Source organism: Lacticaseibacillus camelliae DSM 22697 = JCM 13995 (assembly GCF_001311195.1).
Lineage (GTDB): Bacteria > Bacillota > Bacilli > Lactobacillales > Lactobacillaceae > Lacticaseibacillus > Lacticaseibacillus camelliae.
On the sequence record NZ_BBAJ01000008.1, the window covers coordinates 21,704 to 37,999 of the forward strand.

Consider the following 16,296-nt stretch of genomic DNA (forward strand, 5'->3'; position numbering starts at 1 on the left):
GTGCTAATTATTGGTGGTGGCCTAGCTGGCTGCTTTGTGGCAACGCGGTTGCAGGACACTTGCGCAGTGACGATCGTGACCAAAGGCGACCGGCGTGAAAGTAATTCAATGTTGGCTCAAGGCGGTATCGCTGCTTCACTAGACCCTGGCGATTCGCCGCAGTCCCATGAAGAAGACACAATGAAAGCTGGCGTTTATCACAATGATGAGGCGGCGGTCAAGCAGTTGGTCACGCTTGGGCCCAAACTGATCAAGGCCTTAATTGCGGCAGGCATGACGTTTGATCGCCATCCGGATGGGCCATTGAGCTTCGGCTTGGAAGGCGCGCACAGCCATCACCGGATTTTGCATGCCAATGGGGATCAAACCGGGGAGGCATTGACCAGTTTTGTTCAGCAGCAACTGCATCATGTCATTTGGCAGACGCAGGTTGAGGCACTGCAACTGGTTGTCCAAAACGGCGCTTGCCAAGGGGTTCTGGTTCGGCATCTCGCCACTGGCAAGCAGGAGGTGTTGGTCGCCGATGCCGTTGTCTTGGCCACCGGCGGGCTCGGTAATCTGTTTGATTTTACGACCAATGATCGGACCGTCACTGGGGATGGCATTGCGCTGGCGGCGCGCGAGGGCGTCAAGCTGACAGATATGGCGTTTGTCCAGTTTCATCCCACGCTGCTTTCAATCGACCATCACTGTTATGGGCTCATTACTGAAGCAATTCGCGGTGCTGGGGCGATTTTAGTTGACGAAAATGACACCAAGATCATGGCAGGAGTCCCCTGTGCGGACCTGGCGCCGCGAGATGTGGTGGCCCGCCATCTGACTGCTTGGCAGGCCCAGGGACATCAGCTGTTTCTGGATATTTCTAAGGTGGCTAATTTTGAGCAGCATTTCCCTGGTGTGACCGCTAATTTGGATAAACACCACGTGCCTTTTCGCCAAACCTCCCGCATTCCCATTCAACCCGGCGCACACTTTATGATGGGCGGCGTCGCGGCGGATCTCAATGCCGGCACTTCACTGCCACGGTTGTGGGCGGTCGGTGAAGTCGCTTGCAATCGTGTCCATGGCGCCAACCGGTTAGCCAGCAACTCGCTGCTGGATTGCTTAGTCAGCGGCCAAAAAGCGGCCGATAGCATCCAGCAGATGCCTGAACAGGCGCTGTCTCCCATGACGGTCACGACACCGCCGGCGCGACCGATCCATCTGCCCGCTTTGGCGGCACTTCAAAAGCGAGCGTGGGCAGACCTTGGGGTGGAACGGACCCGCCCCCAGTTGCAAGCATTTTTGCGTTGGCTGCAGCAGTTTAACTACGCTCAGCTGGCCGCCGCTAACCTGTCTGCCGATGAACTGACACGGGCGAATCTATGCTTATGCAGTCAGCTGATCGCACAGGCCGCGCTAGCGGAACCGAAGAGCCTTGGCGCACATTACATGAAGGAGGACGCCCATGCTACTGACTGAGTTGAAGCAAAAGCAGGACTTTTATCGGTATTACGACGAAGCGCCCCAAGCGCAGATTGAGCGGATTTTGGCCATCAAAGCGCGTTTTGGTGACCGGCTGCTGTTAGTGGCGCATCATTATCAAAAAGATGAAGTCTTCCAGTTTGCTGACGCGACAGGCGACTCGTTAAAACTGGCGCAAATTGCCGCCAGTAATCATACTGCTGAAAAGATCGTTTTTTGTGGGGTGCATTTCATGGCCGAAACAGCAGATATTCTGACCAGTGATGATCAAACGGTGATTTTGCCCGATCCCATGGCTGGCTGTTCCATGGCTGACATGGCTAACTCGTATCAGCTGACGACCGCCTGGCAAGCGCTGACCGCGCAGTATGGCAGCAGTATTATGCCCGTTACTTATGTTAATTCGACAGCGGCCATCAAGGCATTTGTTGGTGAGCATGGCGGCGTTGTGGTCACATCCGGTAATGCCCCGAAAATTGTTGCCTGGGCCCTTCAGCAGGCCAAACACGTGCTGTTTTTACCGGATCAGTATCTTGGTCGCAATACGGCGATGGCACTAGGGGTGCCTGACTCGGCAATTGGCCTGTGGAATGCTCAGGATGGCCGCCTCGAAAACCCTGGTGACTATCGGGTGATCTTGTGGAATGGGTACTGTTCAGTGCACCAGCAGTTCAGTGTGGCCCAAATTGATCAGCTTCGGGCCCAGTATCCGGGGATCAAAATCATTGTGCACGCGGAATGCAAGCACGAGGTGGTGACGGCTGCCGATGCTTATGGTTCCACTGGTGATCTCATTCATTACATTCAGCAAGCGCCGAAAAATACTCGAATCGCAGTTGGCACTGATAACAATCTCGTGGGTCGGCTGATCAAAACCTACCCTGAAAAGCGAGTGATGGCCCTCAACCCGTATTCATGTGCTTGTATTTTGATGAACCGCATTGATTTGCCGCACTTGGCCTGGACGATGGACCAGTTAGCTGCTGGCAAACCAGCCAACGTGATCACCGTTGCGCCGCAAACCGCTCAGTGGGCCAAAAAGGCGCTTGATCGGATGCTGGCGCTTAGTTAGGAGATAAAATGATTTATTTTGATCATGCTGCAACAACGCCGATGAGCAAAGATGCCCTCGCGGCTTACAATCAGGTTGCCCAGGACTATTACAGCAATCCCGAAAGTCTACACGAACCGGGCACGGCCGCAGGGGGCTTGGTGCAGGAGGCCCGGCAGTCAATCGCCGACCGTCTGCATGTCGCTCCGGACAGTTTAATTTTTACGAGTGGCGGTACCGAGGCCAATCAGTTGGGTATTGAGGCGTTGGCGGCGGCAAGTGCAAGGCGGGAGCTGTTGATCAGCCCACTTGAGCATTCCTCGGTGTACGAAATTGCTAGCAGGTTAGCCAGCACCCAGGGCTTTCGCGTCAAGGAGCTGCCTGTCGATCACCATGGTCAGGTGACGCCTGCTGGCCTTAACAGTGCGATTTCTGCCGATACAGCACTGATTATTGTCCAGGCGGTGAATGGCATCACGGGAATTGTGCAGGAGATCACGGCACTGAACAGGGTGGCGCAGACGCATCAGGTGCCCTTATTTGTGGATGCTGTTCAAGGAATCGCCAAGGTGCCATTGGCGTTAAGCACAGTGGCGGGCTTTTCTGTGAGTGCCCACAAGTTCAATGGGCCCAAAAGTTGTGGCTTTTTATCTCTGGCGCCGACCGTGCCGTCTAAACCGCGCTTCAACCACGTTTTTCAACAGAATGGGTACTTGCCAGGGACCATGGATACCGCTGCGATTATCAGTGCTGAGACGGCGTTTGACGAGGCGATGACAGCGCAGCCGAGACTTTTTGACCATTTAACGACGCTCAAAAGCCAACTGCTGGCCGGGCTTGCACCTTCCATTACGCCGGTCGCACCATGGGCGGCTTATCCCGGAATCATTGGGTTGATCCTGCCCCACACGCAGGGGCAAGAAGCGGCCACTTGGCTTGGTCAGCACGGCATTTGCCTGTCAACGGTGAGCGCCTGCAGCATTAAGGACCCCCGCCCGGACAAGACGCTGCTGGCATTGGGCCTAACCGCGGCATCGGCTTCACGCTTTATTCGCCTTTCACTGGGGATGAGCAATACCGCTGAAGAAGTGCACACCGTGGTTGCGGCCATCAACTCCGCTTATGCCTGAGCGGCAGTCGATGGGGATTGCCGCAAAAAATCACGTGGCTTGACCACGTGATCATCACCCCTTATTTGGTGTGGGGATTGTCTTCATGTAAGTTGACGAGATTCGGTAAGCGGGTTTGATGCTGATTGGATGTCAGCGCCAAGATGTAGCCGTTTTTTTACGCGCAGTTTGTACGTGATCCGCGGTTTTAGACGCAAGGGCCGGCCTTCCGCATCAAACACCGGCAACGGCCGTTTTTTTGATGTCAGGCATAATCATCCCTCCTTAACTCTATTATAGCAGGGGTGGCAAGTCACCGAACCTTGGGCTGGGCTGTGGACAATGGTACAATGTTTTTGATGTTTTGACTCGGCCGGAGCGTTCCGGCACTGAAAGCGTGGAGGACATAATGGATCAATTTGGAATCAGTGAACTGGCTGACTGGCTAGAGGCGCACAATGATCAGTTATTGGATAAGGCGGAGATGATGCCGACGGACAAAGTGCTGGCCGGCGTGGACTACCTGAAGTTGCTCGCTCAGCCGGCCGCTGCGTACCTGGTGATGAAACAGGGCACGTATGACCGCGAAGAATCCGATCACAAGCTCAACTTGATGGCGGATGACCAGGCGCTGGCGCAGGTGGAGGACCGAATCATGGTCAACCATGTGGATGGTCCATCACCAAAGATGAGCTCAACTTTACTTACAACCATGAGCCGGTGTTCGAGGACGGCTACGAGGCCAAGAAGGACTTAAACATTGTTAAGTTCGGCCTGGAGGTCATCGGCGCGGTGGCAACCTCGGGCCATTTGGCGACTGTGACTGCCGCGCTGTCCAAGGATGCGGCAGTGACGTTGATCGTCGCCTCGGCGCGCTTTCGGCAGTGGCAGGAGGCCAAGTGATTTAGGCTGGGTCTGGCATCAGCCAGTCTGAATCGGTCAACTGATGCAGCCTTGTCGACACTGGAACCCACAAGTGAGCTTTGAGAATAGCGCTGATGGCCTGCCAAAACGCGGGGTCATCGCGCTGTTTTTCGTTGGTTTCAATGGTCAGTGACGACCCGTTCTCTGTGTGGGCAATGATTTTCGGGTATTTGATCGTCTCGAGCTGGGCGGCGACGACATGCTTTTGATTCAGTTCCATAAAACTCATCCTTTCCGCTTTCGATAAATTCATCTTAGCGACGGGATGTGCACAATCCTCAGCGAAATTGTGAAGTTTGTGCGCTTTTACACTTAAGAAATCGTGTCGCGGATACGGTATACTTAACGCATTAACGATTCAGGGAGGAAACTATGGCTTCAGTTGCTCGGTTGACTGCTTCAGATGAGGCTGCGTACTACGCGCTGGCCCGTTATGCCTTTAACTTACCGCAAAGCGCAAGTCGGGACCGCGCGTTTGCCAGCCTGTACGCGCATTCCAGCGCTTGGGGCGTCGGTGAGCCGCTCGAAAGTGGGGTGCTAGGTACTCATTTTGAGGTCGATTTTGCGGGCACTACGTATCAAATGAGTGGGCTCGGCTACGTGGCCTCCTATCCAGAAACCGCCGGCAACGGCGGGATCAGCGCCATCATGAAAGAAGCCTTCAAGGATATGCGGGCAGCAGGCGAAACGCTGTCTTACTTGGCGCCTTTTTCCAGCACTTTCTATCGCCGGTTCGGCTACGAAGGTGCGTTCGATCAGGTTGAGCACATCCTGCCGGCTGCCGCTTTTCCCAAGGTCCCGCAGCGCAGCGCCGAGATCACGGTGCACCGGGTGCCGTTTCGGGCGGCAATCACAGCGATGCAAGAAGTATACGCGCGCAGCTTGGATGCGACCCGTGGCGGCCTGCGGCGGGCCGACTGGTGGTGGCAGAACCTGGCCGACCATTACCCGGCGCGCGAGGTCGCAGTGGCAACGCTGGGGGACCGGCCCACGGGCTATGTGATTTACCAGCGCGACCCGGACACGTTCCGCATTGTGGAGCAGTTTCACGACGACCTGGACACGCTGCTGGCGCTGGCCCGCTTCATTGGCGGCCACCGCACGGCGTATCGGCGTTTCGTTTACACCACTGGCAACCCGGAATCGCTGCACGATTTGCTGCCGGACCCCAGCCAGCTTCAGACTTCGGTTCACGCGTACATGATGGCACGGATCGTGGACGTGGCCGACTTCATGCAGCGCTATCCGTATCAGGTGACGGATCTGGCGCCCACGCTGATTGCGATTACCGACGATTACATTCCCGAAAACGCAGGGGTGTGGTCGCTGGCCCTGGACGATGGTCAGACGACGTTCGAAAAGGCGGCCGGCACGCCGCAGATCTCATTGTCGATTCAACAGCTAGTCAAGGCGACGTTTGGCGTCCGGCCACTTCAGGATGCCTATAACCTTGGCTTGATCGACGGCGATCCGTTCACCATCACCAGCGTCGGTGCGGCTTTCATCAGCCGTCAAGCGCAGCTGTATGATTACTTCTAAGTGAATTCACCAATACCGCTGATCTTATGGCGGTATTTTTTTGCCCATATTAACCGCTTTCTCATCAGATTTTGACTGCCGGTTCACCGAATCTTCCGGCCCATTCCCGTACACTAAACCAGGTTTGTGATTTCAGGTTAAAAGTAGGGGGAATCTTCATGGAAGAAAGCAAAAAGCTGCGCTGGTACAACGTTGCCCTGATCGCCTTCGTGGCCGTGTGGGGCCTGGGCAACGTCGTCAACAATTACGCCCAGCAGGGTCTTTCCGTGGTCACTTCATGGGTGCTCATCATGCTGCTGTATTTTGTGCCGTATGCGCTGATCGTCGGCCAGCTGGGATCGGCATTCAAGGACGAAAGCGGCGGTGTGTCCAGCTGGATCAAGCGAACATCGACGAAGCGCCTGGCCTATTATGCGGCCTGGACCTACTGGGTGGTGCACGTGCCATATCTGGCGCAAAAGCCGCAGGGTATCCTGATTTCGCTGAGTTGGCTCTTTAAGGGCAACGGTAAGTTCGTCAACGAGGTATCTTCGATCACAGTGTCGTTGATTTGCCTGGCGCTGTTTCTCGCGTTCCTCTGGTTATCGTCGCGCGGCTTGACCACCCTGAATCGCATTGGTTCTGTGGCGGGGACCGCGATGTTCATCATGTCACTGCTGTTCATCATTCTGGCGGTGTCTGCGCCGTTCATGGTGAAAGGGACACCAATCGCCACGCCGCGCATGGACCGGCTCAGCACATACCTGCCGAACTTCAACCTGAATTACTTCACCACTTTGTCGATGCTGGTGTTTGCCGTTGGCGGCGCGGAGAAAATTTCGCCATATGTCAACAGCACGAAGCACGCCAGCAAGGAATTTCCGCTGGGGATGCTAGTGCTGGCTGGCATGGTCGCCTTGTGCGCGATCCTTGGCAGTTTTGGGATGGGCATGCTGTTCAACTCGCGCCACATTCCGCAGGATTTGATGGCCAACGGGGCTTACCTTGCCTTTGCCAAGCTCGGTGGGTACTACCACGTCGGCAACTTGTTCGTGATCTTGTACGCGCTGGCCCAAACGATGGCGCAGATATCAGCGCTTGCGTTTTCAATCGATGCGCCGCTGAAAATCTTGCTGGGCGACGCGGACCCGGCCTTTGTGCCGCGCGGGTTGCGCAAGCTGAACAAGAACGGGACACCGGTGAACGGATACCTGATGACAGGGGTGCTGGTCAGTTTGCTGATTGTGGTGCCGGCCTTGGGCATCGGCAACATGAATATGTTGTACAACTGGCTGCTGAACCTGAATTCTGTGGTCATGCCGTTGCGGTACCTCTGGGTGTTCCTGGCCTACATTCTGCTGAACAAGCACCTTGACCGGTTCAAGTCGGATTACGAGTTCGTCAAAAATCCCCGGCTGGGCATGGTGATCGGCGGCTGGTGCTTCTTCTTCACCGCGTTTGCCTGCCTGATGGGGATGATGCCGAAAATCAGTTACGCCGCTGACCCGGAGACCTGGTGGTTCCAGATGGGGTTGAACGTGGTCACCCCGCTCCTGTTCTTGGCGCTTGGCCTGATCCTGCCGGCCATTGCGCGCCGGCAGCAGCCGACTCTTGCAGGTAAATAAGTCGAAAAACGCCACCTTGCTTGCAATTGGCAAGGTGGCGTTTCACTTTTTTTGGCGCTGAATCATAGGTAACGTTGATAGTCTTTTTCAAGCCGCGCATGCAGCACGGCTTTTTGCGCTTCAGAGCAGAAAGCCGCGTCGACGGCGGTGTGGTTGAAGGCGAGCAGGTCCTTCAGCGTCACCCCAAAGTTCTGGGCGAAGAGCCAGTACTCGCGCGTCAGGGTGGTGTTGGACACCGTGCGGTTGTCGGTGTTGATGGTGATCTTTGCGCAGGCTTCGTGCAAAGCGCGGTACGGAAATTCTTTGAGACTGCGCGCCGCCTTGGTCTGCAGGTTTGAGGTCAGACAGAGCTCGGCGGTGGCGCCGGCGTTCACAAACTGGTGAATCAGCGCCGGCTGGTCATAAATGGCGGTGGCATGGCCGATGCGGCGAAGGCCAAGCTGCAAGGCCTTGGCAATGTTTGCCGGCTCATGGCACTCACCGGCGTGCAGCGTTAACGGGACACTGAGCTGCTGGGCCTGCTTGATGGCTGGGGCGATGGCGGCGGTAGGGAAGGCGCCTTCGTTACCGGCAAAATCACCGCCGACCAGGCCGTGAGTCAGCAGCGGGGCGGTCAGCTCGAACATGTGCCCCGTTGTCCCAAGTGGCAGCTGGCGCATTCCGCACACCAAGGCGCGGGCGATGATGTCGAACTGGCTCATCGCGCGGTGCAGCCCAGCAACGACCGCGGTAGTGGCTTCGGCGACGGACAATCCTTCGTCAGTCGATTGGTTGGGGGCAAAGCGCACCTCAATGTAGCGGACGTTTTCGGCGGCGGCCTGAGCCACCACGTCATACGCAGCCATCTCGAGGGCTTCTTTGGACTGAAGCAGCGGCCGAATGAAGTCAAAGGTCTTCAGGTAGTCCATCAGGTCTTCACTTTCCGGCGGCGCCGTCACCAGCTTGCGCAGGTCGGCGTCGCTTGCTGGTAGCGCCAAATCGATGCGTTTGGCCAGTTTGCGGATCATTTCCAGGCTCAGCGAGCCGTCGAGATGACAATGAAGCTCCACTTTACCGATGTCATGTAACACTTTTTCGTCCATGTTCGCCCTCCTTAACTACTTGCAGTGTACCATACTGGCCCGGCTGGTAATCGGTTTCAACACGCTTTTCGGATTCTGCTACAATAGATGTATCACACAGGAAAGCAGGGATCGCGATGCGCATGGTGGATCTGATCGCGAAAAAACGCGACGGCCAGACACTGACCAAAGAGGAAATTAACTGGATGATCACAGGCTACGTCAAGGATGAGATTCCTGACTACCAAATGAGTGCCTTTCTGATGGCGACATACTTCAAAGGCATGGGGGACGCGGAACAGGCCGAACTGGCGCTGGCGATGCTCAATTCCGGCGACCGGCTGGATCTCTCGGACATTCCCGGCATCAAGGTCGACAAGCACTCGACTGGCGGGGTCGGTGATAAGATCAGCATCCCCTTGACGCCGCTGGTGGCGTGCCTCGGCGTACCGGTGCCCATGATTTCTGGGCGCGGGCTTGGTCACACCGGCGGGACGCTGGACAAGCTGGAAAGTATTCCAGGGTTTCGCGTGGACTTGTCCGAGCAAGAATTCAAAGCGCAGGTCGCTACCATTCACCAGGCCATCGTCTCCGCTTCCGGCGACCTGGCTCCGGCGGATCGGCGCCTCTACGCGCTGCGGGACGTCACCGCCACGGTGGAGTCGATTCCGCTGATCGCCAGTTCGATCATGTCCAAGAAAATCGCCTCTGGCACCAATGCGTTGGTTTTCGACGTCAAGGTCGGCAACGGCGCGTTTATGAAAACCGAGGCGCAGGCGGAAAAGCTGGCGCAAGCGCTGGTGGCTATCGCCAAGCAGGCAGGGGTCAAAAGTGTGGCGCTGCTGACGAACATGGACCAGCCGCTGGGGATCACGATCGGCAATTCGCTTGAAATTGCGGAAAGCATCGCGATCCTGAAAAACCGCGGCCCCAGGGATGTCCGTGACCTGACCGTGACCTTAGCCGCTCACATGCTGGTGCTTGGCGGCAAGACCCAAAGTCTCGAACAGGCCATTGGCATGGCGGAAGACGCCCTGCGCGACGGGCGCGCCTTAAATGCCTTTAAACAGCTGATCAAGGCGCAAGGCGGCGACCCGGCGGTGGTGGATGATCCCCGTCTGCTGCCTCAGGCGAAGTACCGCGTGGACGTCAAGGCGACGCAAGCCGGCGTCGTGACTGGTATTGACACGGATGCGTTGGGGTTGGCCGCGATGCGCTTGGGCGGCGGCCGGGCGCAAAAGGATGACCAACTCGATTTGGCGGTGGGCCTGGTGTTACACAAAAAGCTTGGCACCCCTGTCAGCGTTGGGGATACGCTGGCGACACTGCACACCGACAGCCAGGACACTTCCGCCATTGAACAGGCGGTGCAGCGGGCTTTCACAATTGGCCAAAGCGCGCCGGCCAAGTTCCAGCTGATCAAAAAAGTGATTCAAGGCTAAGCAAGGCACGGTTTTCCGGCAGGGAAATCGTGTTTTTTTTATAGTCCTGGTGCTAAACTGGAACCGTACAAGTGTAAGCACTTTTTTTCGACGTGGGGGACGTCGCAAATTTCGGTGCCAAATGCGGCACCGCAAGGAGGTTATGGCGATGATTGCAGGGTTGTCTGTACTTAGTCTTGCACGGTTTCAATTTGCCATGACGACTGTTTTCCACTTCTTCTTCGTTCCGTTTTCGATTGGGATGGCGCTTGTCACCGCAATTATGGAGACCCGATATGTGCGTACGAAGAACGAAATGTACAAAAAAATGACGAAGTTTTGGGGCAGGATCTTCCTGTTGAGCTTCGCCGTTGGGGTCGTCACCGGTATTATTCAGGAGTTCCAGTTCGGGATGAACTGGTCGAATTACTCCCGGTTCATGGGAGATATTTTTGGGGCGCCGCTGGCGATCGAAGCGCTGTTGGCATTTTTCATGGAGTCGACGTTCATCGGCCTGTGGATGTTCACGTGGGATCGCTTTAAGCCCGCCGCCCACGCCGCGTTGATTTGGTTTGTGTGGCTCGGCACGACGCTGTCGGCAATTTGGATTTTGAGCGCGAACTCGTTCATGCAGCACCCGACCGGGTTTGCCATTAATCAGGCGACTGGCCGCGTCAAGCTGGTCAACTTCATGGCCGTGATCAGTAATCCCCAGCTGTGGGTCGAGTTCCCGCACGTGGTGTTTGGCGCCTTTGTCACCGCGGCGTTTGCCGTTTCAGGCATGTCCGCCTGGCGAATCCTCAAGCACGATCACGTTGAGTTCTACAAGAAATCCATGCGTATCGGTCTGACCATTGGGCTGGTCGCCTCAATCGGCGTGGTCGCGGTCGGCGACTTGCAGACACGGTTTATGATGAACGATCAGCCGATGAAGTTTGCGGCCACTGAAGGAATTTACAAGGATACCAAGGATCCGGCGCCATGGGCGGTCGTCGAGTTGATCGACACCAAGAATCACACGGTCAAGGATAACGTCGATGTGCCCTACCTGCTGAGCCTTTTGTCCTATCACAAAATGAGCGGCAGCGTCAAAGGCATGGACACCGTCAACAAGGAGCTGGAGAAGAAGTACGGCGCGAACAAGAATTACTACGTGCCGGTCAAGACGCTGTTCTGGTCGTTCCGGGTCATGGCCGGGATCGGCACGGGCCTAATTATCGGGGCTGCGGCTGTTTTGTGGTTCTCCCGCAAAAAGAAGGACACCATTGAGAACAAGCGGTGGCTCCTCTACCTGACGGGGCTGGCGCTGTGGCTGCCATTTATTGCCAACACCGCGGCTGGTTCATCACCGAACTGGGTCGTTACCCGTGGGTCGTGTACGGGTTGTACACGATCGCCGATGCGGTATCGCCGACCACTACCGCTGGCGAGCTGTTGTTTACGAACATTGTTTACTTCCTGATTTTCAGCCTGCTGGGCGGGGTGATGATTTATTACAGTCACCGCGTACTGGTAAAAGGGCCGGATGGACCGCTGGACACCGATTACGGGGTCGCCAAGGATCCGTTTGCTAAGGAGGCGTTCGCAAAATGAGCGGCTTACAAATTCTCTGGTTTCTGTTGCTTGCGGTCTTGTTTATTGGCTTCTTCTTCCTGGAAGGGTTTGACTACGGCGTTGGCATGGCCACTAGGCTGCTCGCCCACAACGAGGACGAGCGGACCCAGTTGGTCGCCACGATCGGTCCGCACTGGGATGGCAACGAGGTGTGGCTGATCACCGCCGGCGGGGCGATGTTCGCATCGTATCCGCTTTGGTACGCCAGCCTGTTCTCCGGATTTTACATCCTGTTCTTCCTGGTGTTGTTCGGGCTGATCATTCGCGGCGTGTCGTTTGAGTTTGCCGCTCATGCGGAAAGCGCGCGCGGACGCAGTATCTGGCGCTGGGCGCTGTTCTGCGGCTCACTGATTCCGCCGTTCATCCTCGGAATGATTTTTACGGCGATCATTCAGCCGCTGCCGATCGACGCGCAGGGCAATGTCTTTGCGACGCTGGGCAACCAGATCAACCTGCTGACAATCGTTGGCGGGGTGGCCGTCACGCTGATGTGCTTCATGCACGGGTTGAACTTCATCCGGCTGAAGACCACCGGTCCGCTGCGTGCACGCGCCCGTCAGTACAACCAAGTGCTGTCCTGGGTGCTTTACGCTGGTGAGGTCGTCTTCGCGCTGCTGGTGTTCTTCTTCACGGACTTCTTTGCGAAGCGGCCAATTTCCACCACGCTGATCATTTTGCTGATCGTCTGCGCGGCGGTGATCCAGCATTACGGGGTGCTCAAGGACAAGGAACTGGTGTCGTTCATCGGCTCCGGCATGGGGCTCGCCTTGGTGGTCGGCTTGATCTTCAACGGCCTGTTCCCACGGGTGATGATTGCGCAAAACGCGGCGCACTCGATCATGATCGCCGACGCGTCGGCCAGTCCGCTGACGCTGGAAATTATGACCGGGGTCACCTGCGTGCTGCTGCCGATCGCGCTGGCTTACTTCATCTGGAGTTACGTGGTCTTTCACAAGCGCATCGCACCAAAAGGCAATGCCTGATGTTTAGGTAATCAAAGGAGTTTACAGTATGATCGACAAACGACTGATGCGTTTGCCGGGCATGCGCACGATTATGACAATGCTTGCCGGGCTGGCGCTCGTGCAAGCATTTGTCATTTTAGGCCAAGGTCACTTTCTGGCCGCTGGTATCGTGCACGCCTGGCAGCGCAAACCACTGACCGGCATCTGGGTGTTCGTGATCGGGTTCGCGGTCGCCTACACCTTGCGCCAGTTCATCACCTGGATCCGGAACGTGATCGCCGAGCGGTTCGCTCGCAAGACTGCGGGTAATCTGCAGCGTCAGCTCTTGGCCAAAGTGTACGCCCTGGGACCGGCCGAAGCGGCCACCGAAGGCACCGGGAACTTGGTGACCATGGCGCTGGACGGCATTCCAGAAACGCAAAATTATATTGAACTGATTTTGAATAAAATTCTCAACATGATGATCATTCCCTGGGTGCTGCTTGTTTACATCTTCATGCAGCAGCACCTGACCGGCATCGCGCTGCTCATCATGTTTCCGGTGATCATCCTGTTCATGATCATCCTGCTACGCCGCCCGCGATGAATCGCAGAAGCAGTACGCCGGCTTTCAGTCGATGTCCAACCAGTTCATCGACTCGCTGCGCGGGCTTAAGACCTTGCAGCTGATGGGCATTTCCAAGCAGTACGCGGACAACGTCTACCAAGTGTCCGAGCGCTACCGCAAGCAGACGATGAAGGTGCTCAAAATTGCGATGTTGTCGAGCTTTGCGATGGACTTTTTCTCGACGCTGTCGATTGCCATCGTTGCGGTGTTCATGGGCATTGACCTCCTGAACGGGACGCTGGCGCTGTACCGCGCAATGGTCGCGCTGATTCTTGCACCGGAGTACTTCATGCCGATCCGCGAGTTCGGCAACGACTATCACGCCACGCTGAACGGCAAGAACGCGATGAATGCGGTGCTGACGGTGCTGGCCCAGCCGGTGCCGACGCCCACGCCAGGGCTGCCGGAGCTGACCGGCTGGGACCACGACGCAACGCTCGCGGCTTCACACCTGAACTTTACCTACTGGGCGGGACACCGGCGTCACCGATGCCAGCTTCTCGCTGCATGGCGGACAAAAGGTCGCCATCATCGGGCCCAGTGGTTCTGGTAAGTCTACGCTGCTGAACCTGATTGGTGGGTTCCTGCAGCCGGCTGAAGGTTCGACACCCTTTACGCTTAATGGGCACGCGCTGCCCCATTTGGCCCAGCCGGCCTGGCAGGACCACCTGTCCTACATTCCGCAGGCGCCGTACATTTTTGCGGCCTCCATTGCGGAAAATGTTAAGTTCTATCGCCCAACCGCCACTGCGGCTGAGGTGGCCGCGGCGGTTGCCCAAGCCGGCCTGACCAGCTGGCTTGAGACGCTGTCTGAGGGGCTGGAAACACGCATTGGCGAAGGCGGTCGGGGGATTTCCGGCGGTCAGGCCCAACGCATCGCGCTGGCCCGGACGCTGCTGGATACCAAACGACAAGTCTGGCTGTTTGATGAACCCACTGCCCACTTAGACATTGAAACTGAGGCCGCGCTGAAGGCGACGCTGGTGCCGCTTTTCAAGGACCGGCTGGTGATTTTTGCCACGCATCGGCTCCATTGGCTCAACCAAATGGACTGGGTGATCGTCATGGCAGAGGGCAAGATCGTGGCCCAGGGGACACCGGCGGACCTGCAAGCCCACTCGCAACCCTATCAAGCCTTGGTTGCAGAAATGCGAGGTGAGTTCAATGTTCAAAAATGACACTTGGGTCAAACCGGACCTCCGTCGGTACAAGAATCTGTTGTTCTGGTCACTGGCCCTCGGCGTACTCACCTATTTCTGCGCCGGCGCGTTGATGTTCACCTCGGGTTACCTGATCGATTTTGCGGCCACCATGCCGCTGTTTGCCGCGATTTACGTGCCGGTCGTGCTGACCCGGGCGTTTGGGATCGGGCGGCCAGTGTTTCAGTACTTGGAGCGGCTGACGTCGCACAATTGTCCTCAAGATCACGAGTCACATGCGCCGCAAGTTATACCAAGTCCTCGAAACCGACGCCGCGTTTGTGCAGGAGCATCACCAAACCGGTGACATCCTCAGCCTGCTGAGCGACGACATTGGACACATTCAAAACATGTATCTGCGCGCGATTTTTCCAACTGTGGTCGCCGGCACCTTAACGCTGCTGATCACGCTGGGGCTGGGCATCTTTGACTGGCGCTTTGCGCTTTGGGTCTTGCTGCTGTTGCTGGTGCAAATCGTACTGATCCCGTGGTGGGGACTGCTGATTGAAACCAAACGCAAACTGCGCCAGAAGGAGCTCACCCAAAAAGCTTACGTGGATCTGACCGACGCCGTGCTTGGCCTTTCTGACTGGGCCATTACTCACCGCCAGGACACGTTTGTGGCCCAGGCCAGCGCGGCGACCGCCAAGTTGGCCGTGTCGACTCATCACTCCAAAATGTTTCAGTGGGCCCGCGATTTTGTCTCAGATTTGTTCTTTGGCGCGATTCCAGCAGCTTGATGGTCTGGGCGAGCTGGTATTTTGCCGGCACGCAGCTGACCGCGGACTGGATCGGGGCCTTTGTCCTCGTGATGTTCCCGCTGTCCATGGCCTTTTCCAACGTGGCCCAAGGGATCGGCGAGTGGCCGACGTACAAGACGGCGCTGGCTCACCTGAACGGCCTGAAGCCCACCACGCGCAGTCTGCCCAAGCAGTTGGCCGCGCCAAAGAGCGTGGGGGCGCTCAACGTGCAAAATCTGGTCTTCCAGTACGATGCGGACAGCGAGGTCCTGATCGATCAGCTGGCGCTGACGGTGAAGGCCGGCGAGAAGCTCGCCATTTTGGGCCCCAGCGGCATGGGCAAAACCACGCTGCTTCAGCTGATCTTAGGCGACCTGACGCCGACGCGCGGGGCGGTCACGCTGGATGGTGTCAACGTGTTGCAGTACCAGGATCAGCGCACCAAGTTGTTTGCGATCCTGGACCAAAGCCCATTTCTGTTCAATACCTCCATTCTGAACAACGTGCGGCTCGGCAACGAGTCCGCCAGCGATGAAGACGTTCAGCGCGTGCTTAAGGAAGTGCAGTTGGATGAGCTGATCGCCGGTCTGCCGAAAGGGATGGACACTCCGGTCGAAGAGGCGGGGTTTGGCTTTTCCGGTGGGGAGCGCCAGCGGCTGTCACTGGCTCGGATCCTGCTTCAGGACGCCCCCATTGTGCTGCTTGATGAGCCAACGGTGGGACTTGATCCCATTACCGAGCAAGCGCTCTTGGATACGATGTTCAGGGTGCTGGCCGGTAAAACCGTGCTGTGGGTGACCCATCACCTGCAAGGGGTCAGCCAGTGCGATCAGGTGATCTTCCTGGAAGATGGCAAGTTGACGATGGCCGGCAAGCCGGCGACGCTGATGGCGAATAACGAGCGGTACCAGCGCCTGTACGCACTGGATGCCGGTGATTAAGTCAAAAAATGACCAGTTGGCGTGAATCGTCAGCTGGTCATTTTGGCATGCGGGCAG

General features: G+C 56.9%; 9 protein-coding genes and 5 pseudogenes. 11 read left to right on the forward strand and 3 right to left on the reverse strand.

The window, feature by feature from the left end; translation table 11 throughout:
- Positions 1-36 precede the first annotated feature (36 nt).
- From JCM13995_RS02590 to JCM13995_RS02600, 3 genes are read left to right on the forward strand one after another with little or no spacing between them, the layout of a single operon-like run.
- Complete coding sequence (locus JCM13995_RS02590; RefSeq protein WP_439645192.1) at positions 37-1,461, forward strand: FAD-binding protein; 1,425 nt, start codon at positions 37-39, stop codon at positions 1,459-1,461.
- Positions 1,448-2,536 carry a quinolinate synthase NadA gene (gene nadA, locus JCM13995_RS02595; RefSeq protein ID WP_054662168.1) on the forward strand — a complete coding sequence of 363 codons (1,089 nt, stop codon included), beginning with the start codon at positions 1,448-1,450 and terminating at the stop codon, positions 2,534-2,536. The genes JCM13995_RS02590 and nadA overlap by 14 nt, the downstream gene beginning before the upstream one ends.
- An 8-nt stretch (positions 2,537-2,544) precedes the next feature.
- Positions 2,545-3,645, forward strand: a complete 1,101-nt coding sequence (locus JCM13995_RS02600) for a cysteine desulfurase family protein (RefSeq protein WP_054662171.1) — start codon at positions 2,545-2,547, stop codon at positions 3,643-3,645.
- A gap of 61 nt (positions 3,646-3,706) precedes the next feature.
- Here JCM13995_RS02600 and JCM13995_RS17460 read toward each other — a convergent pair.
- A pseudogene (locus JCM13995_RS17460) lies at positions 3,707-3,893 on the reverse strand (hypothetical protein).
- Positions 3,894-4,033: 140 nt separating this feature from the next.
- On the opposite strand from JCM13995_RS17460, the pseudogene JCM13995_RS02605 reads away from it, so the two are divergent.
- Positions 4,034-4,527: pseudogene (locus tag JCM13995_RS02605) on the forward strand (hypothetical protein).
- A 1-nt stretch (position 4,528) separates the two neighbouring features.
- Here the strand turns inward: JCM13995_RS02605 and JCM13995_RS02610 are convergent.
- The gene (locus JCM13995_RS02610; RefSeq protein ID WP_054662174.1) at positions 4,529-4,768 is read right to left on the reverse strand and encodes a hypothetical protein; all 240 of its coding nucleotides are present in this window, start codon (positions 4,766-4,768) and stop codon (positions 4,529-4,531) included.
- Between the two features lie 152 nt (positions 4,769-4,920).
- On the opposite strand from JCM13995_RS02610, the gene JCM13995_RS02615 reads away from it, so the two are divergent.
- Together JCM13995_RS02615 and JCM13995_RS02620 are read left to right on the forward strand one after the other, a co-directional pair.
- The gene (locus JCM13995_RS02615; protein ID WP_054662177.1) at positions 4,921-6,087 is read left to right on the forward strand and encodes a GNAT family N-acetyltransferase; all 1,167 of its coding nucleotides are present in this window, start codon (positions 4,921-4,923) and stop codon (positions 6,085-6,087) included.
- Between the two features lie 158 nt (positions 6,088-6,245).
- A complete protein-coding gene (locus tag JCM13995_RS02620; protein WP_054662180.1) occupies positions 6,246-7,691 on the forward strand; it encodes an amino acid permease in 1,446 nt (481 codons plus the stop codon).
- A gap of 62 nt (positions 7,692-7,753) precedes the next feature.
- On the opposite strand, the gene add is transcribed toward JCM13995_RS02620, so the two are convergent.
- A complete protein-coding gene (add, locus tag JCM13995_RS02625) occupies positions 7,754-8,773 on the reverse strand; it encodes an adenosine deaminase (RefSeq protein WP_054662183.1) in 1,020 nt (339 codons plus the stop codon).
- 116 nt (positions 8,774-8,889) lie between these two features.
- Here add and JCM13995_RS02630 point away from each other — a divergent pair, with 116 nt between their 5' ends.
- The 5 genes and pseudogenes from JCM13995_RS02630 (at position 8,890) to cydC (ending at position 16,239) form a co-directional block, all read left to right on the forward strand.
- The gene (locus JCM13995_RS02630) at positions 8,890-10,194 is read left to right on the forward strand and encodes a pyrimidine-nucleoside phosphorylase (RefSeq protein ID WP_054662186.1); all 1,305 of its coding nucleotides are present in this window, start codon (positions 8,890-8,892) and stop codon (positions 10,192-10,194) included.
- 196 nt (positions 10,195-10,390) lie between these two features.
- Positions 10,391-11,766, forward strand: a pseudogene (locus tag JCM13995_RS02635) (cytochrome ubiquinol oxidase subunit I).
- Positions 11,763-12,770: a cytochrome d ubiquinol oxidase subunit II gene (gene cydB, locus JCM13995_RS02640; protein WP_054662188.1), complete on the forward strand. Its 1,008-nt coding sequence runs from the start codon at positions 11,763-11,765 to the stop codon at positions 12,768-12,770. The pseudogene JCM13995_RS02635 and the gene cydB overlap by 4 nt, the downstream one beginning before the upstream one ends.
- A 28-nt stretch (positions 12,771-12,798) precedes the next feature.
- Positions 12,799-14,537, forward strand: a pseudogene (cydD, locus tag JCM13995_RS02645) (thiol reductant ABC exporter subunit CydD).
- A pseudogene (gene cydC / locus JCM13995_RS02650) lies at positions 14,524-16,239 on the forward strand (thiol reductant ABC exporter subunit CydC). The pseudogenes cydD and cydC overlap by 14 nt, the downstream one beginning before the upstream one ends.
- Positions 16,240-16,296 lie beyond the last annotated feature (57 nt).